This window comes from Pantoea sp. MQR6 (assembly GCF_022761075.1).
GTDB lineage: Bacteria > Pseudomonadota > Gammaproteobacteria > Enterobacterales > Enterobacteriaceae > Pantoea > Pantoea phytostimulans.
Genome location: NZ_JAKYXB010000001.1, coordinates 1,585,601 through 1,604,424, shown reverse-complemented (window position 1 = coordinate 1,604,424; position 18,824 = coordinate 1,585,601). Strand labels below are relative to the sequence as shown.

General features: G+C 50.8%; 21 protein-coding genes and 3 tRNA genes. 17 read left to right on the top strand and 7 right to left on the bottom strand.

Translation table 11 applies throughout. The annotated features are described in order from the left end of the window. Positions 1–356 precede the first annotated feature (356 nt). From uvrY to MUG06_RS07480, 6 genes are all read left to right on the top strand, one after another. Positions 357–1,016 carry a UvrY/SirA/GacA family response regulator transcription factor gene (gene uvrY, locus MUG06_RS07505; protein WP_215847135.1) on the top strand — a complete coding sequence of 220 codons (660 nt, stop codon included), beginning with the start codon at positions 357–359 and terminating at the stop codon, positions 1,014–1,016. Beyond that, a complete protein-coding gene (gene uvrC / locus MUG06_RS07500) occupies positions 1,009–2,841 on the top strand; it encodes an excinuclease ABC subunit UvrC (RefSeq protein ID WP_243078201.1) in 1,833 nt (610 codons plus the stop codon). The genes uvrY and uvrC overlap by 8 nt, the downstream gene beginning before the upstream one ends. Before the next feature lie 68 nt (positions 2,842–2,909). Next, the gene (gene pgsA / locus MUG06_RS07495; RefSeq protein WP_243078200.1) at positions 2,910–3,458 is read left to right on the top strand and encodes a CDP-diacylglycerol--glycerol-3-phosphate 3-phosphatidyltransferase; all 549 of its coding nucleotides are present in this window, start codon (positions 2,910–2,912) and stop codon (positions 3,456–3,458) included. Positions 3,459–3,610: 152 nt separating this feature from the next. Continuing rightward, positions 3,611–3,686: transfer RNA gene (locus MUG06_RS07490), tRNA-Gly, on the top strand. A gap of 40 nt (positions 3,687–3,726) precedes the next feature. Continuing rightward, a tRNA-Cys gene (locus tag MUG06_RS07485) sits at positions 3,727–3,800 on the top strand. A 10-nt stretch (positions 3,801–3,810) separates the two neighbouring features. Beyond that, positions 3,811–3,897: transfer RNA gene (locus MUG06_RS07480), tRNA-Leu, on the top strand. Positions 3,898–4,073: 176 nt separating this feature from the next. On the opposite strand, the gene MUG06_RS07475 is transcribed toward MUG06_RS07480, so the two are convergent. Beyond that, positions 4,074–4,805: a YetF domain-containing protein gene (locus MUG06_RS07475; protein ID WP_215847132.1), complete on the bottom strand. Its 732-nt coding sequence runs from the start codon at positions 4,803–4,805 to the stop codon at positions 4,074–4,076. 2 nt (positions 4,806–4,807) lie between these two features. After that, positions 4,808–5,506, bottom strand: a complete 699-nt coding sequence (locus tag MUG06_RS07470; RefSeq protein WP_243078199.1) for a YetF domain-containing protein — start codon at positions 5,504–5,506, stop codon at positions 4,808–4,810. 300 nt (positions 5,507–5,806) lie between these two features. Here MUG06_RS07470 and MUG06_RS07465 point away from each other — a divergent pair, with 300 nt between their 5' ends. Then, positions 5,807–6,691, top strand: a complete 885-nt coding sequence (locus MUG06_RS07465; RefSeq protein WP_243078198.1) for a substrate-binding domain-containing protein — start codon at positions 5,807–5,809, stop codon at positions 6,689–6,691. A gap of 94 nt (positions 6,692–6,785) precedes the next feature. Here the strand turns inward: MUG06_RS07465 and MUG06_RS07460 are convergent, their stop codons facing one another. Then, the gene (locus MUG06_RS07460; RefSeq protein ID WP_243078197.1) at positions 6,786–6,950 is read right to left on the bottom strand and encodes a hypothetical protein; all 165 of its coding nucleotides are present in this window, start codon (positions 6,948–6,950) and stop codon (positions 6,786–6,788) included. A 146-nt stretch (positions 6,951–7,096) separates the two neighbouring features. Here MUG06_RS07460 and MUG06_RS07455 point away from each other — a divergent pair, with 146 nt between their 5' ends. After that, positions 7,097–7,348, top strand: coding sequence for a DUF6404 family protein (locus tag MUG06_RS07455; protein WP_256449291.1), 252 nt, complete (start codon positions 7,097–7,099; stop codon positions 7,346–7,348). A 37-nt stretch (positions 7,349–7,385) separates the two neighbouring features. On the opposite strand, the gene MUG06_RS07450 is transcribed toward MUG06_RS07455, so the two are convergent. From MUG06_RS07450 to MUG06_RS07435, 4 genes are all read right to left on the bottom strand, one after another. Continuing rightward, positions 7,386–8,891 (bottom strand): SulP family inorganic anion transporter, encoded by a 1,506-nt coding sequence (locus tag MUG06_RS07450; RefSeq protein WP_243078196.1) that lies wholly within the window; start codon positions 8,889–8,891, stop codon positions 7,386–7,388. Between the two features lie 139 nt (positions 8,892–9,030). Beyond that, a complete protein-coding gene (locus MUG06_RS07445; RefSeq protein ID WP_243078195.1) occupies positions 9,031–9,291 on the bottom strand; it encodes a biofilm/acid-resistance regulator YmgB/AriR in 261 nt (86 codons plus the stop codon). 392 nt (positions 9,292–9,683) lie between these two features. Next, on the bottom strand, positions 9,684–10,091 hold the full coding sequence (locus MUG06_RS07440; protein WP_243078194.1) for a DUF2000 domain-containing protein: 408 nt from the start codon (positions 10,089–10,091) through the stop codon (positions 9,684–9,686). A gap of 39 nt (positions 10,092–10,130) precedes the next feature. Next, positions 10,131–10,979 carry an AraC family transcriptional regulator gene (locus tag MUG06_RS07435; RefSeq protein WP_243078193.1) on the bottom strand — a complete coding sequence of 283 codons (849 nt, stop codon included), beginning with the start codon at positions 10,977–10,979 and terminating at the stop codon, positions 10,131–10,133. A gap of 146 nt (positions 10,980–11,125) precedes the next feature. Here MUG06_RS07435 and MUG06_RS07430 point away from each other — a divergent pair, with 146 nt between their 5' ends. The 9 genes from MUG06_RS07430 (at position 11,126) to MUG06_RS07390 (ending at position 18,818) form a co-directional block, all read left to right on the top strand. Further along, the gene (locus tag MUG06_RS07430) at positions 11,126–11,557 is read left to right on the top strand and encodes a MarR family transcriptional regulator (RefSeq protein ID WP_215847125.1); all 432 of its coding nucleotides are present in this window, start codon (positions 11,126–11,128) and stop codon (positions 11,555–11,557) included. Positions 11,558–11,559: 2 nt separating this feature from the next. After that, a complete protein-coding gene (locus MUG06_RS07425) occupies positions 11,560–13,242 on the top strand; it encodes an MFS transporter (RefSeq protein ID WP_243078192.1) in 1,683 nt (560 codons plus the stop codon). Further along, on the top strand, positions 13,239–14,333 hold the full coding sequence (locus MUG06_RS07420; protein ID WP_243078191.1) for an HlyD family secretion protein: 1,095 nt from the start codon (positions 13,239–13,241) through the stop codon (positions 14,331–14,333). Before MUG06_RS07425 ends, MUG06_RS07420 begins: the two co-directional genes overlap by 4 nt. Further along, entirely contained in the window at positions 14,333–15,718 is a 1,386-nt protein-coding gene (locus MUG06_RS07415; protein WP_243078513.1) for an efflux transporter outer membrane subunit, read from the top strand. The genes MUG06_RS07420 and MUG06_RS07415 overlap by 1 nt, the downstream gene beginning before the upstream one ends. Positions 15,719–16,121: 403 nt before the next feature. Then, complete coding sequence (locus MUG06_RS07410; protein WP_215847122.1) at positions 16,122–16,508, top strand: hypothetical protein; 387 nt, start codon at positions 16,122–16,124, stop codon at positions 16,506–16,508. 243 nt (positions 16,509–16,751) lie between these two features. Next, entirely contained in the window at positions 16,752–17,483 is a 732-nt protein-coding gene (locus tag MUG06_RS07405) for a beta-ketoacyl synthase chain length factor (RefSeq protein WP_243078190.1), read from the top strand. Continuing rightward, positions 17,476–18,276 (top strand): lysophospholipid acyltransferase family protein, encoded by an 801-nt coding sequence (locus MUG06_RS07400; protein ID WP_243078189.1) that lies wholly within the window; start codon positions 17,476–17,478, stop codon positions 18,274–18,276. The genes MUG06_RS07405 and MUG06_RS07400 overlap by 8 nt, the downstream gene beginning before the upstream one ends. Before the next feature lie 13 nt (positions 18,277–18,289). After that, positions 18,290–18,547: a phosphopantetheine-binding protein gene (locus tag MUG06_RS07395; protein WP_243078188.1), complete on the top strand. Its 258-nt coding sequence runs from the start codon at positions 18,290–18,292 to the stop codon at positions 18,545–18,547. Positions 18,548–18,563: 16 nt separating this feature from the next. Next, positions 18,564–18,818 carry an acyl carrier protein gene (locus MUG06_RS07390; protein ID WP_243078187.1) on the top strand — a complete coding sequence of 85 codons (255 nt, stop codon included), beginning with the start codon at positions 18,564–18,566 and terminating at the stop codon, positions 18,816–18,818. The last annotated feature ends 6 nt before the right edge of the window (positions 18,819–18,824 follow it).

Below are 18,824 nucleotides of genomic sequence, written 5' to 3'. Positions count from 1 at the left end.
AACCTGATGTCTCGCCGCGTTTTGTTAATCTTTTACCGCTATTCCATCGCGTGAAACAATTCAAAAATGCAGCGAAATGCGTTTTTTGCCAAGGGAAATTAATAAAGCACAGCGTTTAGAAGGTTGAAGTGCGTTTATTTTTAATCAATTGAAATATATTGCTTTTTAAATATAACTTTTAAATAAGTTACCTAAGTCACTCTATTAATTATTGGGATTTGAAATCCCTTGATTTAAATCAGTAAATAGCCTCAATCTTCGGCTTTGTTTATGTGCTTTTAAGTGAAAAGCAGGTATGATTATCTTTCGCAATTGTTGATTACTTCCTCTTTATTTAGCCTGCGGAGTGCCCCTCGTTGATCAGTGTGCTTCTTGTTGATGACCATGAACTGGTTCGCGCCGGTATTCGCCGAATTTTGGAAGATATCAAAGGATTAGTGATTGCAGGTGAAGCGAACTGTGGCGAAGACGCGGTGAAATGGTGCCGCCAGAATCAAGTTGATGTCATTTTAATGGACATGAACATGCCCGGCATTGGTGGCCTGGAAGCGACACGAAAAATTGTGCGCTACAATCCAGATATCAAAATCATTATGCTGACAATTCATACCGAAAATCCGTTGCCCGCCAAAGTGATGCAGGCAGGCGCAGCAGGTTATCTCAGCAAAGGTGCCGCGCCGCAGGAAGTGGTAAGCGCGATTCGCTCAGTGAACGCCGGCCAGCGCTATATCGCTTCTGACATTGCTCAGCAGATGGCATTGAGTCAAATTGAGCCGCAAAAAACCGAATCCCCCTTCAGCTGTTTGTCGGAAAGGGAATTGCAGATTATGCTGATGATCACCAAGGGACAAAAGGTGACGGAAATTTCCGAGCAACTCAATCTCAGTCCTAAAACCGTTAACAGCTACCGCTATCGCATGTTCAGCAAGTTGAATATCAGTGGTGATGTAGAGTTAACGCATCTGGCCATACGACATGGCCTGTTCAATGCGGAGCCGTTAATCAGTAGTGAGTGACGTTTTTAATTCCAAAGCCTTTCTGAGTACGGTGACCAGCAAACCCGGCGTTTATCGCATGTATGATGCGTCGGGAACGGTTATTTATGTGGGCAAAGCCAAAGACCTTAAAAAGCGTCTAACCAGCTATTTTCGGAGTCAGGTAGGCAGCCGCAAAACCGAAGCACTGGTAAGCAATATCCAGCATATCGATGTCACCGTAACCCACACCGAAACCGAAGCGCTGCTGCTAGAGCATAACTACATCAAGCTCTACCAGCCGCGATATAATGTGCTGCTGCGCGATGACAAATCCTATCCCTATATTTTTCTGAGCAGCGATACGCATCCACGTCTGGCTACACATCGCGGCGCTAAACACGCCAAAGGTGAATATTTCGGCCCCTTTCCGAATGGGTATGCCGTGCGCGAAACGCTGGGATTACTGCAAAAAGTGTTCCCGATTCGCCAGTGTGAGAACAGCGTTTACCGCAATCGTTCGCGCCCCTGTCTGCAATATCAAATTGGTCGCTGCCTCGGCCCTTGTGTTGCTGGTTTGGTCAGTGAGGAAGAGTATGCACAGCAAACCGACTATGTGCGGCTGTTTCTGGCGGGCAAAGACGACCAGGTGCTGAATCTGCTGGTGAAGCGGATGGAAGAAGCGAGTATTGGGCTGCGTTTTGAGGAAGCAGCTCGCTTGCGCGACCAAATCCAGGCCGTGCGCCGAGTCACTGAAAAGCAGTTCGTCTCTAATCAAGGCGATGATCTCGATGTGATAGGCGTTGCATATGATGCTGGCATGGCCTGTTTGCACGTGCTGTTTATTCGTCAGGGAAAAGTATTAGGCAGTCGTAGCTACTTTCCTAAAGTCCCTTCAGGTACGGATTTGGCGGAAGTCGTGCAAACGTTTGTAGGGCAATTTTATCTGCAAGGCAGCGAAGCGCGAACGCTACCGGGTGAAATTCTGCTCGACTTCACTTTGCCAGAGCGCGAGCTGCTGGCGGAGTCGCTGAGTGAGTTGGCTGGGCGACGCGTTAACATTCAGAGTAAACCGCGGGGTGATCGTGCGCGCTATCTGAAGTTAGCACGTACCAATGCGGCAACGGCGTTAACCACACGCTTATCGCAGCACTCGACCATTCACCAACGGCTGGCTGCGCTGGCTGAATTCCTTGAACTCGACAAAATTAGTCGCATGGAATGTTTCGACATCAGCCATACCATGGGTGAGCAAACCATTGCTTCTTGCGTGGTCTTTGATCAGAACGGGCCGCTGCGCGCCGATTATCGTCGCTACAATATTAATGACATTACGCCCGGCGATGATTATGCGGCAATGAATCAGGTGCTGCGTCGTCGTTACGGCAAAGCTATCGAAGAAGATAAAATTCCTGACGTAATTTTGATTGATGGTGGCAAAGGGCAACTGTCGCAAGCGAAGCAGGTGTTTGCCGAGCTGGAGGTACCGTGGGACAAATCTCACCCGATTCTATTGGGCGTTGCCAAAGGTAGCGATCGTAAGGCAGGACTGGAAACGCTGTTCTTTGAACCCGAAGGTGAGGGTGTTTCCTTACCGCCAGACGCGCCCGCGCTCCATGTCATTCAGCATATTCGTGACGACGCTCACAATCATGCAATTTCGGGCCACCGTAAGAAAAGGGCGAAAGTGAAGAACACCAGCGCACTTGAAAGCATTGAGGGTGTAGGACCGAAACGGCGTCAGCAACTGCTTAAATACATGGGTGGCTTGCAACCTTTGATGAATGCATCAGTGGAAGAAATCGCCAATGTACCGGGCATATCCATCGCTTTGGCAGAAAAAATATACTACTCGTTGAAACACTAGCATTGAAACGGGGTGGGCAATGTAGGAACATACGTTAAATTCTACCCATTCCAGACAGTTACCGGCATATGCAATTTAACATACCGACGTGTCTCACCCTGTTTCGAGTCGTCCTCATTCCATTCTTTGTGCTGGCTTTCTATTTGCCTTTTTATTGGGCACCGTTTGCTACCGCTTTGATTTTCATTATTGCTGCCGTCACTGACTGGTTTGACGGTTTTCTTGCCCGTCGCTGGAAGCAGACAACGCGCTTCGGTGCCTTTCTCGATCCGGTAGCCGATAAGGTGATGGTCGCGATGGCGTTGGTGCTGGTGGCTGAATATTTTCATGCCTGGTGGATTACCTTGCCTGCTGCCACGATGATCGCACGCGAAATCATTATTTCTGCGTTACGTGAATGGATGGCAGAAATTGGTAAGCGCAGTAGCGTGGCCGTATCCTGGATCGGAAAAGTCAAAACCACCGCACAAATGTTTTCACTGTTTGCCTTGTTGTGGCGTCCTGACAGTACGGTTGTGGGTGTTGGTGTGGTCGCGTTGTACATCGCAGCCGTGCTAACTTTTTGGTCAATGTTCCAATATTTGAGCGCAGCGCGCGGCGATTTGCTCGAACGGTGATCGATGCGATTTAAAAAGCAGCAAACGGACACGGAGTCAGGATAATTTTATTGACTCATTGCGTCAGGTCAGTAGAATGCATCGCATCGAACGGCAGCCAGTCTGTCAGAAGATAAAGAAAATCAGCAAGTTCTGTGGAGTTGCTGAGATTTGCGGGAATAGCTCAGTTGGTAGAGCACGACCTTGCCAAGGTCGGGGTCGCGAGTTCGAGTCTCGTTTCCCGCTCCAAATTTGCAGTTCAGGGTAACCTGAAAGCACATCAGTTTAAGGCGCGTTGGCAGAGTGGCTATGCAGCGGATTGCAAATCCGTGTACCTCGGTTCGACTCCGGGACGCGCCTCCAGATATACCCTGCCCGGGTGGTGAAATCGGTAGACACAAGGGATTTAAAATCCCTCGGCTTTATGGCTGTGCGGGTTCAAGTCCCGCCCCGGGCACCATTTTCTGAAGTAAAGAAAACCAAATAAAATCAAAGCAATATGCAGTAATGTCGTAACCGCCCAAGGGCGGTTTTTTTGTTTTCTCAAAACCGCCTACCAGCCGGTTCATGTTTTTGAACCATCTGACAGAACACAAGCTGTGTCGAAATGAGAGCCAAACGCTTTCCCATACAGGCTTATTCGTTGGCCTCGGTGTCATGCTCTTTTTGGTGCGGATTATAGATTTTCTCCGTCCCAAGCCGCTTAACGGCGGGTTGCCAGTTACGATGCTGACAATAGTCGCACGGTGTTTCGGGTGCGCTGTCACTCTGTATGACAAATCCACAATTGGCACAAGCAAAACTGCCTTCCACCTTGATACGCTTATTAAAATCCTCATTCTGATCGGGCAAAAGCCAAAGACCGACATGTGGCTGTTTGTAAAGTAACAGACTTACGCGGCCTGTAGGTTCCAACCAGGCACGCCGCACTTCACCCAGATGTTGAACGCCCAATGAACGCAGCTTTGAGAGCGTTCTGTCACGGGAAAACTCCGCGTGATACAGATGCTCCAGCGCCAGCCGACCATCCATAACCAGCAGCGTGGCATCTCCCTGCGTAAAGGTTTCGATCTTGTGGGAATAAAAAGAGAGCAATGAAAGCAGGCGAAAACAGCCCAGCAGCGTAAGCAGTAACAGCACCGTGGGTAAAATGCCTTTTTCGGGCGTTTGCAGCGGCGCGCCAATGGCCGCGCCCAGCATAACCATAATTGCCAAATCAACGATGCTCAACTGACCGGCGAACCGGCGGCCCATCAAGCGCAGTACCAGCAATAAAATAAGATAGATAATGACAAAACGCAGCAGTACTTCACCCGCAAAACGCCAGGGCGCTTCACCAATCAGCCATTTATGAAAGACGTTGTTCACTTTCAATCCTCCAGCGAAACGGAAGCAGGTAGCCAGTCTTGTCCATGACAACATCGACAGGGCTGATTGTGCTCTTCTTTACTTTCAGTCAATTTGCCGCAGGAAGCACACACGTAATGATTATCATCCTGCATAGCCGTAATCAGGGCTTGGTCGTAACGCGGAATGATCGCGAGTCCGGGTCGTGGTGTGTCGCTCCACACCAGTGTTAATGAACCGGAAGGTTCAATATAAACCCGGCTAAGCTGGCCGAGATGCTGCACGCCACGGCCACGCAACAGTGAGAAGAGCTTTTCACGTGATAACACTGTACCGCGAAGCGTCTCCAGACGTAGGCGACCATCATCTAACGCCACGCGCTCTGTGCCTGCCAATACACGGTCAAGCTTACGAAAGCGGAGGCTGAGATGACCAAACAGGTGTTGTATCGCGAGCAGACCGCAAATAATCAACACTGGCGGTAATAACCCGCGTTTGTCATCCAGCAACGGTACGCCCATGGTACCGGCCAGCGTGATCACCGCCGAAAGTTCGATCAACGTATATTGTGATGCAACGCGACGTCCCAACAGGCGGAGCGTAATAATGATGAGAACAAAGCAAACGAGCGCGCGGATAATCACTTCTATCAAAAAGATCGGGGGATTTTGACCTAAGACGAGACGCGTTATATCTGACAGAAAAATATCATCCTGTTTCATTGACGGACATTCCTCCGGGTTCAGCATGTCGAGATTATTAATTATAAGCCGTTAAAAGCAGTGACCAGATTGCACTTAAGCGCAAATCTTAGTAAGCCGTATCTATTCAGAAAAAACACAGTAAAAATAATCATTCATGCAGCCAGGGCTCAGTTAATCGCGATCATAAAAGATTCGCAACTTCCGCTAGCTGGCTCACAAATGCACTAAAAATTCCTTTTCTATATCTTTTGAAATTTTCATTCTTACTTTATGCTTTCCTTTATCTAATAAGGTCGAAGCGCAAGCGAATAGTTAAACATGAAGAACACGCTACAAGAGACGCAGGGAAAAGTAGTCAAGGCCCGTTTTATTGGCGTAGTCAGCGCGGGCCTTGCTAATCCACATGCCCAAACAATGCTTGATGAGATTACCCGGCAATTGAATGCACGCGGCTACCTGACGCTGCTGCTAAATGCCGACGCACAAGATTGCTACGCAACGCTGCGTCAAAAGGCTGAGCAGTTGCCGGTAGAAGGATGGGTTTACTTGTCCAACCGTTTTGATGATGCCGCGATTCTCGATCATCATGCCGTCTCGTCCATCTATCTTTGCCACACTCAAACCCCTTCAGAGAGTATCAGCCCGGATGATTACGCAGCTGGCTTTGCCATCGGAAATTTGCTGCTTGAGCAGCAATATCAACGTTTGGGCTTTATGCAATCGCATAACACTCTCTCAAGCCCTTCAAAGCAGATGCAAGGCTATATTGCCAGCCTGAATGCAGCCGATAAAATGCTTAAAGTGGTACTGATAGCAGAGGGTTATGAGCGCGAACAAGCGTATCAGGCAATGATGACTTACCTGAAAAAGACGCGAGCAGCCGAGCGCATTGAAGCTTTGTACTGTGAAAATGATCTGCTGGCGTTTGGTGCGATGCAGGCAATACGAGATTTTGGCCAAGGCACACATATTGCCATCGTGGGTTGTGGCGATGTTGACGAAGCGCGTTCATCAACCTGGCATTTGACCACCTGGACTCAGCGCGTCGATTTACTGGTTACTGAGGCGCTAAACAGATTGTTGGAACAACGTGCAGATGAGCAGGGTGCATGGCGACAGGGTGAACTGCAGATCAGGCATTCGCACCTGGGAAAAGAAGTGCTGGGAGAAATGACAAAGTGCGGATGTGCCAGCCGCCATTGATCGCTGACAGTTCATCTCCTGAACAACAATGCCAGTGCACGGATCGCTTCTTTACACTGGCTTTTTGCTATTGAGCTGGCTAAAAGCCGCTCATTCAGGACTGTGGTTGACCCACCGGCCCACTGCCGCCCGGTGCGCCGGTGGGTTGCTGTCCGCTTGGCGGGGGAGGCGGGGCATCTCCACCGTGATGGCGTGGTGCACAAGCTGAAAGTGTGGCGGCAAGACCTAAAGCGGCAATTAAGCATGCTGTACGCTTCATATGATTTTCCCTGTTAAGTGATTTGACGATTAAGTATAGAAAACCTCATCGGAAAACCTGGGTGGCAGGGCAATAAGCGCTGCTGCAAAAGTATGTCGATTTACTACAGGATATTAGAGGTGCCTCTCAACTTTGCACTGTTAATCATGCGTTCCTCCTCACTCAAAGGTATCGTAGCGCCTCATCTTAAAGGAGTCGTTATGAATGGCATTTTGAAGTTCGTCCGGGGCTGGTTGGTTTTTTCGGTGCTGTGGGGCGTGTTCATGTGGTTTATGTCATGGCAGGCGCAAGGCAAAGAAATTGGCATGGCGATTGTGATGAGCTTATATGCAGGCCTGATTTATCAAGCATTGGCTACCATGATCGCACGTTACAAAGCACGCAAGCAGCAAGCTTAATACAGACCTGCTGCAACCTTGCAGCAGGTCTGCGTCATTAACCCAGATTTCCCGTCAGGCGACGATGAAAATCGTTACTGCGATCATCCAAACCTTCAATCGTGACCTGAGTGCCATAACGCTGATAGCGATATTCAATGGCGTCTAATGCTGCCACACTTGAAGCGTCCCATATTTGCGCGTGAGTTAAATCAATCGTGACGTTTTTGGGATCGTGGGCGTAATCGAAGTGCTCAAACAGATCGTTGCTGCTGGCAAAAAACAGCGGGCCACGCACCAGATAGCGTACTGATTCGCCATCTTCACTCAGGCTACGCTGAGCGTGAATAACGTGAGCAATACGACGTGCGAACAGCATGATTGCCACAATCACACCCGCCAGTACGCCCAGCGCCAGGTTACCTGTCCAGACGGTGACGATAACGGTCAACACCATGACCAATGTTTCTGACCACGGCATCCGTTTTAGGGTCGCTGGTTGCAGGCTATGCCAGTTAACCGTTTTTACCGCCACCACCATCATAATTGCCGCCAGCACCACCATCGGTATTTGCGCCATAATTTGGCTCAACCCAGTGACTAATAGCAACAACACTAAACCAGCGGCAACGGTTGAAACACGGCTACGCGCTTTGCCCAGTTCAACGTTAACGATAGTTTGGCCAATCATCGCGCAACCGGCGATACCGCCATAAAAACCCGCAAAAATATTGGCTACGCCCAATGCCCAAGACTCGCGACGCTTACTTGATGGTGTATCGGTGATGTCATCCACCAGCTTCGCCGTCAGCAATGATTCCATTAAACCCACAAAGGCAATACTCAGGGCAGTCGGCCAGATAATTTGTAAGGTTTGCAGGTTGAGCGACACCATTAAATGATTAAAATCTGGCAATCCAGCGCTCATTGGACCTTCATCACTGACGTTTGGCACGCGATAACCCATCAGCAGCGCAACGGCGGTCACGACCACAATCGCCACCAGCGGCGACGGCACGCTTTTTAATACGCGTGGCAACAGCAACACAATAACCAGCGTGGCGGCAAAGAATACCCACACCAACGGCGATTGCCCCCAAACATGCGGCACCTGTGCAAAGAAAATCAGCACGCCCAAAGCATTTACGAACCCCAGCATCACCGAACGCGGAATATAGCGCATCATGCGCGACAGCCCTGCAAGGCCAAACAATATTTGTATTATGCCACCCATCACCACCGCCGGCAGAATGTATTCCACGCCGTGCGCATGCACCATTGGGCCAATCACCAGCGCCACCGAACCGGCCGCAGCCGTGACCATCGCCGGTCGCCCTCCCAGGATCGATAACGTCAAACAGAGCACCACCGAAGCCACCAAACTGACTTTGGGATCAACGCCCGCAATCACAGAGAAAGAGATCACTTCCGGGATCAGCGCCAGAGCGGTAATAGTGCCAGCCAGGCATTCACGCGTGAGCAGTGCAGGCGAACGTAATACGCGCCCAACACTGAGATCGCTTTCCACAACGCGTGGCGTAGCGACATCATTCGATTTAGTCATAAGTTTGTGCAGGCTCTTTTTAATTTTGCTCTCGCGCGAGAGGCGAGAAAGGTTGGGTAAATCATGAGGCGGTAATGTTACCGGGCAGGGCGGGAAGTTTCCAGCGAAAGCCGTATAGACTCCATCCGTGGAGTCACGATTACACCGACAAATCGTCAGGCGTTTTATGCACGACTAATTCAAGCAGCTGACGATAGATATCGAGCGATGCAACATCTGATTCCAGCTCAAGACGATGAATCAGCTTCGAAATAATGGCTTTGTTGCTGATTGGGGCACCAGCTTGCAAAATCTCAGCCACCACGGCACCCAGAATTTCCATCTCGCTGGCCGGTTTGTTGGCTGCGGCGTTGAAATATTCGGCAATTTCTTTATCGGTTTGAGGTAAAGCATTTTGCATGTGTCAGCCCTTCAAAACAGCCTGAACTTCCGCTTCAGATGTCAGGACAAGAGGAAAAACCCGCGCATGGACAGATGCGTAGGAGCCCGATAATTCAAACACACAGTAATTTGCAAAAAAATAACCTCTGAAGGTGGAAATCCACTGACACCTTCAGAGGCGACGCAAGCGCATCATTCGTTACAGAGTCGTAGACAACTCACGGGGGATAAAGTTATACAAGGAAGTGGGATTTGTAAAATGATGATCTTAATCAAAAAATGCTATTTCTTATTTATCAAAAAGTTAATTTTAATTTAATTCGTTAAAACCTGTACAAAATAGCTGTACAGGTGAATAATTTATCAAAAAAGGGACTGAAAAATGCTGCTATTAAACGGTAAGTAGCGTTTTCAGCTAAACAAATTCAGTTTGGCAGTTAATTTACGTAGCACTTTCTTGTCACCCACAATGGCTAAGCCTAAAAGACGCCATTCTGCACCGGGGATGAGACGCATTGCATCACTGAACATTTGGTAATCAGTGGTGGTTTGGCCTTCTTCAGGAAACAGCACCACATCACAATTGAGCTCATCACATTTCATTTGCAAACTGTTTAACTGCTCGATGCTGGCAGCCAGTACCGGAATGCCGACCGGAATTAAACCAGGATAGCGACGCGCATTGGCATCTTCCAGGGCTTCACCGACCATTGTTGGATGGCGCTGTCCCAGCGTTAAGGCCATAACTGCTGCGGCATTGGTGGCTTTTCCTGGCGGTAGATCCGCATTCAAAATCATGACACAACGGGGTTCTTGCATCTTTTTCTCCTTACGTAAAAGCGCATTGTGACAAGGCGCTTAAGCAAGGTCTGGAAGATTTGTGCAAGCCAGTTGATAACGGGAAGGGGTGAGATGACAGGCGCGTTTAAACCAGCGTCCCAAATGGCTTTGATCGGCAAAACCCAGCGCGGCTGCGACATCGACCGGGGGCTGACCTTTTGCCAGTTGTTGGCGCGCCTGACAGAGTCGCCATTGCACCAGCCAGGCGTGTGGCGGCAATCCCCAATGCGCCTGAAAAAGGCGCGAAAGACGAAAACGATCAATATTTAGCGCCTGCGCCATAGTCTGCAAACCGGGGTTTTCAGCGTGATGCGCAATCAACCATTCACGCGCTTGCTGTGCCAGCACCGCATCCTTGTTGATGATTTCGTTTCGATGATGCCACAACGGATGCTGACTAAGCTGGACAAACAGGCGATCCAGCGCGGCATCTTTGATTATTTCTGGATGGTTATGCCACAGCGCTTCAAAAGCGTGCCATACCGCATAGGCAAGTTGTTGATCGTCCCGCAGCGTAGCGGCAAAACTGAGTTCACGCTGTTGCGTTCCCTGTTCAATTAACGGAGACAATTGCTGCTCAACCTGCTGCTGAGAAAGATACAACATGCGATAGGTAAAGCCCTGGGCATTAATGGCATCGCCATCATGCAACTCCTCAGGCTCCAACATAAATACTGTACCGGGTCGGCTTTGATGCTGTTTCCGACGTGAATGAAACTGCTGAACGCCTTGCTCGGTAACGCCAATGAGATAGCTATCATGCCAGTGCGGATCATAAGCATGGCCCGTGAAATGCGCGCGTATTGTTTCAATGCCGCTAATAGGATCGTGGCGCAAATCAACCCAATTTTGCCTTGCCTGTTTCATATCAATCCTCTTCACAGTGGCGACACCTGGACATTGTGCCGTGGATCACCCATTTTTAACAGAAGCGACTCTTTTCATTACCGTTTGGCTTTGCGTATAATAACGATATTACTTAATTAGATGTCTAACCATTAGGGTGCTAATTTTTGACGCAGCACAATCAGACTTTCACTCGTTTACTTTATCTCACCGCTCACGCGTGGCGCCTGGCTGTTGATCGTCATCTGAAAGACAGCGGTTTAAGCATGAGTAGCTGGATGGCGATTGGTATTATTGCCAGTGAGCCGGGTCGCCTGACGCAAACTGAGTTAGCCCAACTGTTAGGACTGGAAGACGCCAGCATGGTGCCGCTGGTTGATCGTCTGGTGAAGCAAGAGTTGCTGTCACGCGTTCAGCCACCGGAAGATCGCCGCAAACGTCATCTGGTGTTAACCGAAAAAGGCAATCACGCTTTCGCGAAGGTCAAAGACCAGGCCGATCCGCTGCGTGCCGCGTTGTTAGCGGATATTGATCCGCAAGAGTTAGCCGTGACGGAACGCGTGTTAGAGCAGCTGTTGGCGCGCCTGGGAACCATGTAATCATGGCCCGGCGTAATCCCTATGCCGCACGTGAATGGCTGCCGCATGAAAAACCGATGCTGCCGGGCTCGCCGTCAACACCGCTGCATTCAACACCTAAACGTATCGCTTTTGGCCTGATTGGCCTGCTGATTTCTCTGACTGGCGCGCTGAGCAATGCGCTAGTTACCGCCAACCTCACCAACCTTCAAGGCACCTTCGGCGCCTATTCTAACGAAATTGCCTGGTTACCCGCGGTCTATGTGATGGGGAATATCTCCATCAACCTGCTGCTGGTTAAATTCCGTCAGCAATTCGGGCTGCGCGTCTTTACTGAAGCATTTTTGGTGCTTTATGTCCTGGTGGCCTTTTTTCACCTGTTTGCCAACGATCTCGCTTCAGCGATCATTGTGCGTACCGCCCATGGCATGGTCGGTGCCGCGCTGAGTTCGCTGGGTATCTATTATCAAATTCAGGCGTGGCCAGCGAAACACCGCCTGAAGGCGCTGGTGATTGGATTAACTGCATCGCAGTTAGCGATTCCACTGGCCCGACTCTTTTCCAGCGAGCTTTTGCAACTGGACGAATGGCGTGGGCTTTATCTGTTCGAACTGGGGCTGGCGCTGATTGCGCTGGGTTGCGTGCTGGTGGTAAAGCTGCCGCCCGGCGACCGTATCAAAGCCTTTGAAAAAATGGATTTTGTCACCTTTATTCTGCTGGCACCGGGCATGGCGCTGCTGTGTGGCGTGCTCTCTTTAGGCCGTATTGAATGGTGGTTTACCACGCCGTGGCTGGGTATTTGCACCGCCATTGCGCTCACGCTGATCGTGGCGGCCTTTGTCATTGAGCATAATCGGCGCAATCCATTAATTAATACCCGTTGGATTAGTAGCGGCATGATGATACGTCTCGGTATCGTGATGATCATGATGCGTATCGTCCTGGCGGAGCAGAACACTGGCGCGATCGGCTTTTTACAGCAAATCGGTTTGCTTAACGATCAGATGCGTGGCCTGGCGCTGGCGATTATCTCTGGCGTCATTGTTGGCATTGTCGCCAGCGCGCTGACCATCAAACCAACCCATCTCAACTGGCCGATTGTCACTTCGCTGGTGGTGATGATTATCGCCTCGCTAATGGATGCTCAATCCAGCCCGCTGACGCGCGGTAATAATATGTATTTCAGTCAATTCCTGTTGGGTTTCGGCAGCGCCTTTTTCCTTGCACCAGCGTTGCTGATTGGTATGGGCAGCGTGGTGACGCAACCCAAAAACCTGGTCAGCTTTGTTGTGCTGTTCGGCATGAGTCAAAACCTTGGCGGTTTGATTGGCTCGGCGATCCTCGGCACCTTTCAGGTTTGGCGTGAGAAATACCACTCCAGTCTACTGGCCGACAAATTATCGCTGCTCGATCCCAACGTGACTGAACGCCTTAATCAATATAATGCGCTCTACAACAACCTGGTCGGTGACAGCGTTTTGCGCGGTGCGCAGAGCACCAGCCAACTGCAAACGGTGGCGACGCTACAATCAAATGTACTGGCCTATAATGACACCTATTTATTAACTGCTGCGCTGGCATTGACTACCTTGATGTGGGTGCTGTGGCGCTTAACCCGACGCCGTTTTCTGGACTGGCGACAAGCAAAATATAACCGGCGTGAGCAGCAACTTGCCGCCTTACAAGAACGAACGGAGCAACAATGAGTCAGCAGGATGAACTTCAGGCTGCAGAACGCGAACGCGCGAATCGTCGCCGTATTCTTTCTATCGCCGCCGGAGGCGGCATTGTGGTGCTGGGTGTGCTGGTGATCCTTTACGCCTGGCAACTGTGGCCCTTTACCAGTTCCGTGCAAAGCACCGAAAATGCCTATGTGCGCGGGCAAGTCACCTTTATCAGTCCACAGGTCAGCGGTTATCTCACCAGTGTTGATGTTATCGATCTCCAACCGGTGAAAAAGGGCCAGTTGCTGATGACGATTGATGACCGAATTTATCGTCAGCGCGTGCATCAGGCTCAGGCGCAGCTGGCAATGAAGCAGGCCGCACTGAAAAATAACCAACAACAACGTCGAAGTGCAGAAGCGACGATTCAGAGCAATAAAGCCGCGCTGGAAAATGCCAAAGCGCAAGCACTGAAAAGCGGCTTTGATCTCAAACGCGTTGAAAACCTGACGGCGGATGGTTCGCTTTCAGTGCGAGAGCGTGATGCCGCACGAGCCGCTAATGCACAAGCGCAGGCGCAGGTGCGCCAGGCTGATGCGCAAGTAGCGGTAGCGCAACAGAATCTGCAAACGGTGATTGTAAATCGCGCCTCGCTGGAAGGCGATGTCGCCAGCGCGCAAGCCGCACTGGAACTGGCGGATATCGATCTGGCTAACACCCGCATTATCGCGCCAGATCATGGTCAGCTTGGTCAGCTTTCGGTGCGCAAAGGCGCATACGTTACCGCGGGTACACGTCTGACTTCGGTGGTGCCGAATATTAAATGGATCATCGCCAATATGAAGGAGACGCAGCTGGCACGCATTCGGCCTGGTTTGCCGGTAAATATTCGCGTGGATGCCCTCGACGGCAAACACTTTGATGGCCGCGTTGAGTACATTTCACCGGCAGCGGGTTCAGAATTCAGCGCCATTTCACCTGATAATGCCACCGGCAACTTTGTGAAAATTGCCCAGCGTATCCCGGTGCGGATTCGCATTGATTCAACAGATATTGAGCAGTTGCGTCCCGGTATGTCAGTGGAAGTCAGTATTGATACTGATGCGCCAGTAAAAGATGAGGCGACGCCATGATGCGTCGTAGCGTGCTGGCCAGCATGTTGGCGATGACATTAGCAGGGTGTGCCACTCAGGTTGAAAAAGCGCCGTCATCATTGCCCATTCCGACGGCGTGGCGTGAACAGGTTGGCCCATCATCGACCGTAGAAGCAGAGTGGTGGCGCGCTTTTGGGGATGAAAATCTCAATCGGCTGGTGACGCAATCGCTGCGCAATAATCCCGATATTTTGATTGCCCGATCGCGCGTCGATCAATATCGTGCCCAACTGCGCGCGGCGCAGGGCGATAACTTTCCCACGCTCAGCGCGGGCGTCGCGGCAACGCGTGAACGTACGCTCTCATCCGTTACCGGACAGCCCTATGAAACAGCCGTGTTTCAGGGATTATTACAAGCCAATTACGATGTCGATTTGTGGGGCGCACGCAGCAGTTCCATCGCCGCGTCACAGGCTTCACTGGAGGCACAGCGTGCCGCCGCCTCTGCGGCTGAATTAACCCTCGCCAGCTCGGTGGCTTCGGGTTATCTCACGCTGTGCGCACTGGATGAACAGCTGCGCGTGACCGAAGCGACGCTGGAAACGCGTGGCAATTCGCTGAAACTGGCGCAGCGCCAGTACGAAACAGGCTATACCTCGCGGCTTGAATGGATGCAGGCCGCATCAGAATATCAATCTGCCAAAGCGCAAGTGCCGCAGTTACAGCATCAAATCGGACAGCAGGAGAATGCACTCAGTATTTTGGTCGGCATGAATCCGCGTGAGATTGCGCGTCGTCCTGAGTTTACGCAGATTTCACCACAGCAGATGCCCAATTTGTTGCCCTCACAGCTGATGAATCGCCGGCCTGATATTGTTCAGGCGCAGCGCCAGTTACTGGCTGCCGATGCAAGCCTCGAATCATCAAAAGCGGATCTGCTGCCCAATCTCAATCTGACGGCAACAGGCACTATGCAGAGTTCAATATTGCATCAGCTGGTAGACAATCCGTTCCGTCTCTGGAGCATTGGCGGCAGCGTGCTGGCGCCGCTTCTGAACCGTGAAGCGTTAACCGCGCAGGTTGATGTCTCAATGGCGACGCGCAACCAGGCGCTGTACAGCTATGAAAAAGTGGTTCGCAACGCGTTCTCAGAAGTGAATGATGCAATGGATGCCATTCGCCAGGGTGAAGCACAGCAAGAAGAGCTGCAAAAGCAGGAGAAATATGTTGCCGAAGCGCTGCGCATTGCCAGCAATCGTTATCAGAATGGCTACGCCTCTTATCTGGATGAACTTGACGCTCAGCGCACGTTGTTCAGTACACAGCTCAATTTAGTCACGGTTAAAAACAACCTGTTGTTGGCGCAAATTGATCTTTATCGCGCGTTAGGCGGCGGCTGGCAGGTTAATCCATCGCATCCATAACCTAAGCAGTAGAACATTACGCAATAATCAACGCGGGCAGAAAAGGCCAGACTGAGTCAGCAACGGGCAAAACAGAGCGCCATCAATAGCTTTTGTTAATCAGGGCCGCCTTTTCTGCCCCAAACCCTGTTTTTTATCCTTTCATCGATCCAGCTGTGAGTAAAATAGTCGTGTAAAAAAACGGCTATATTCTTCAGCCCAAACGCGACTTAACTCTCCTCTCTATTACGTAAATAACGGCAATTTACGCGTTATGCTTCGTCTTACGCGTCTTTATAAAAGGTGTTATCATGCGCCGGTTTTTACACAGCCTGAACGGAAAAATGCACATTCAGTGACGTTTGTGTGGGGCAGTTATTTATTTTAACTGCCTGAAATAACAGGGAAATAAAAAAGGAAAATCATGAAGCTTAACACTATTTTGATGCTGGCGCTGACCGCCACTTTATTAACCGGCTGCGCCGGTACCGCACCGATTCATAATGTGAATCAATCATTGTCACAACGCTACACCGATAATCAAATGAAAGTGGCGATAATTGAGGCGGGCATTGGTCGTAAATGGGTGATGACACCTGTCGCACCGGGCATCCTTAATGGCCGACTGTCTCAGCGCGGTTTCACCGCCAATATTCGCGTTACTTATACCGATCAAAGCTATAGCATTCAGTACGTTAGCAGCGAAAATCTGAAAGCGGAAAACGGTAAAATTCACGGTAACTACAACCGCTGGATTAATAATCTGGATCAAGATATTCAGCTGCGTCTGGCGGCACAAAGTATTAAATAGTGCCTTGAATACCTTGTGTGTCATCACGGAATTAACGTAATAACACGCAAGGTAATAAAGAAATAAACCTGTCTGCCGACAAATCAGATGTCCTACTCTTGCTGTCCGTGGGGTAAACCCATACCGTGATGGACCACGTCAGACGTCGCCAGGTATTTCAGGGATGATTCTTTGCTTACGCAGGGAAGGGAGTTGACGATCCCATGGACGGCAATTCCACCAAGCTTATAAAAGAACGCTGGTATGAAACTCGCTTATTCGCTAATTGATTGGCACGCCCTGGCACCGGGGTTAGCCGAACGTGAAGCCTGGCATCGTTGGGCGCAGCACGCTGCCACCTTCGACAGCACACAATCGCTTGCTAAGCCGCAGCATCTTCCGATGATGACTGCGCGGCGTCTGAGCGGCGGAAGCCGTGCAGCGGTTGAAAGTGGTTTAGTGCTGCTGGCGCGCCAACGTGTCGATGCCATCGTCTTTACCAGTCGCCATGGCGAACTGGAGCGGAACCTGCGGATACTTACCACGTTGGCGGAGCGGCAGGCGTTGTCGCCCACTGATTTTGCGATGTCGGTGCATAATTCTGCTGTTGGCAGCCTGACTATCGCAGCAAAAAAGCCGCTGGTTTCCACCTCTATTTCTGCTGGCATCGACTCCTTTCAGCAAGGATTACTTGAAGTCAGCGCACTGCATCAGGCTGGGTATCAGCAGGTGTTGCTGGTCGACTTTGATGGCACCATTCCTGATTATTATTTGCCGTGGCTACCGGAAGCAGGCTGCAACGCACCTTATGCAGTGGCGTTGCTGCTTGCGGCTGGCAGCGTGTTGCAATGCACCACCACCCTGAATACCGAGCCGGTTTCGCAGCCGATGCTGCCGCAGAGCCTTGAATTTCTACATAACGTGCTGGCGCAGAGCAACAGCTTCACCCTTCTGGGTGAACGTCTTAACTGGCATTGGGTGAATTCACATGACTGATTCTTCTCTGTCGCTGCGCCATGGCCGGCCCGGGTTTAACTATTACTGGCGCCTGGTTATGACTGCCGTCAGCTTTACACTGTTTAGCGTGGGCGGTCTGCTGATGTCATTGACGTGGTTTAATCTGCTGTTGCTGATCCAGCGCGACAAACATCGCCGCCGCCGTATCGCGCGCGCCAGCATCGCCTGGAGTTTTCGCTGCTTCCTGCGCTTCTGCCGTTTTGTTGGCGTTTACGACTATCACATTGAGGGCGCCGATCAGCTCCGTCGCGATCGTGGCTGCTTAATCGTCGCCAATCATCCTTCACTGATCGATTACGTGATGATCGCCTCGGTACTGCCGGAAATGGATTGTTTAGTGAAAGCGGAGCTGCAAAAAAACTTTTTCCTGCGAGGCGTCATTCGCGCCGCAGATTACCTGATAAACAGTGAAGCGGAGACGCTGCTACCCGACAGCCAACAGCGACTGGCGCGTGGCGATACCCTTTTGATCTTCCCGGAAGGAACGCGCACGCGTCATGGCGAAGCACTAAAGCTGCAACGCGGTGCCGCCAACATCGCGGTGCGCGCGGGCTGCGATTTACGCGTAGTCCACATTACCTGTACTCAGCGTATGCTCGATAAACAGAGCCGCTGGTATCAAATCCCGCCGGTAAAACCTGTGTTTACCGTGCGCGTACATGCGCGAATCGACAGCACGTCGTTTGGCGAAAGCAACCAAGATGCGCAGCCATTAGCTGCGCGTCGACTGACCCGCCATTTGCAGCAGGCGCTGGTTCCCCAAGATGTGTAATGCGGAAAACGGTATGGACTCATTAATCAACGATATCAAACAGATGATCATCGATACGCTGAACCTTGAAGATGTCGACCTCGACGATATCGACACAGAGGCCCCGCTCTTTGGTGACGGGCTTGGACTCGATTCCATTGATGCGTTGGAACTCGGGCTGGCGGTAAAAAATCGCTATGGCGTGGCACTTTCCGCCGAGAGCGAAACCCTGCGTGCGCACTTTTTTTCTGTTGCCTCTTTGGCGGCGTTCGTGAACCAACAATGCGCCTGATCGCTGAGACAAAATTATGATGAACAAAGATGAAATTTATCAGGAAGTCGCCTCACTGCTGATTAACCTGTTTGAAATTGAGGCGGATGACATTCGCCCGGACGCACGCCTTTACGAAGATTTGGAACTCGACAGCATTGATGCGGTTGATATGGTGGTTCACCTGCAAAAACGTACTGGCCGTAAAATCAAACCAGAAACTTTCCGTTCGGTACGTACCGTGCAGGATGTGGTGGATGCGGTAGAACAGTTGATGCGCGAAGGCGCCTGATTTCAA

Bases quoted from the DNA above. Each gene is read 5' to 3' on its own strand.
- pgsA (WP_243078200.1), top strand. From the start codon at position 2,910: ATGCAATTTAACATACCGACGTGTCTCACCCTGTTTCGAGTCGTCCTC.
- MUG06_RS07470 (WP_243078199.1), bottom strand. From the start codon at position 5,506: ATGAAACAGGATGATATTTTTCTGTCAGATATAACGCGTCTCGTCTTA.
- MUG06_RS07465 (WP_243078198.1), top strand. From the start codon at position 5,807: ATGAAGAACACGCTACAAGAGACGCAGGGAAAAGTAGTCAAGGCCCGT.
- MUG06_RS07460 (WP_243078197.1), bottom strand. From the start codon at position 6,950: ATGAAGCGTACAGCATGCTTAATTGCCGCTTTAGGTCTTGCCGCCACA.
- MUG06_RS07455 (WP_256449291.1), top strand. From the start codon at position 7,097: ATGCGTTCCTCCTCACTCAAAGGTATCGTAGCGCCTCATCTTAAAGGA.
- MUG06_RS07450 (WP_243078196.1), bottom strand. From the start codon at position 8,891: ATGACTAAATCGAATGATGTCGCTACGCCACGCGTTGTGGAAAGCGAT.
- MUG06_RS07445 (WP_243078195.1), bottom strand. From the start codon at position 9,291: ATGCAAAATGCTTTACCTCAAACCGATAAAGAAATTGCCGAATATTTC.
- MUG06_RS07440 (WP_243078194.1), bottom strand. From the start codon at position 10,091: ATGCAAGAACCCCGTTGTGTCATGATTTTGAATGCGGATCTACCGCCA.
- MUG06_RS07435 (WP_243078193.1), bottom strand. From the start codon at position 10,979: ATGAAACAGGCAAGGCAAAATTGGGTTGATTTGCGCCACGATCCTATT.
- MUG06_RS07425 (WP_243078192.1), top strand. From the start codon at position 11,560: ATGGCCCGGCGTAATCCCTATGCCGCACGTGAATGGCTGCCGCATGAA.
- MUG06_RS07420 (WP_243078191.1), top strand. From the start codon at position 13,239: ATGAGTCAGCAGGATGAACTTCAGGCTGCAGAACGCGAACGCGCGAAT.
- MUG06_RS07415 (WP_243078513.1), top strand. From the start codon at position 14,333: ATGCGTCGTAGCGTGCTGGCCAGCATGTTGGCGATGACATTAGCAGGG.
- MUG06_RS07410 (WP_215847122.1), top strand. From the start codon at position 16,122: ATGAAGCTTAACACTATTTTGATGCTGGCGCTGACCGCCACTTTATTA.
- MUG06_RS07405 (WP_243078190.1), top strand. From the start codon at position 16,752: ATGAAACTCGCTTATTCGCTAATTGATTGGCACGCCCTGGCACCGGGG.
- MUG06_RS07400 (WP_243078189.1), top strand. From the start codon at position 17,476: ATGACTGATTCTTCTCTGTCGCTGCGCCATGGCCGGCCCGGGTTTAAC.
- MUG06_RS07395 (WP_243078188.1), top strand. From the start codon at position 18,290: ATGGACTCATTAATCAACGATATCAAACAGATGATCATCGATACGCTG.
- MUG06_RS07390 (WP_243078187.1), top strand. From the start codon at position 18,564: ATGATGAACAAAGATGAAATTTATCAGGAAGTCGCCTCACTGCTGATT.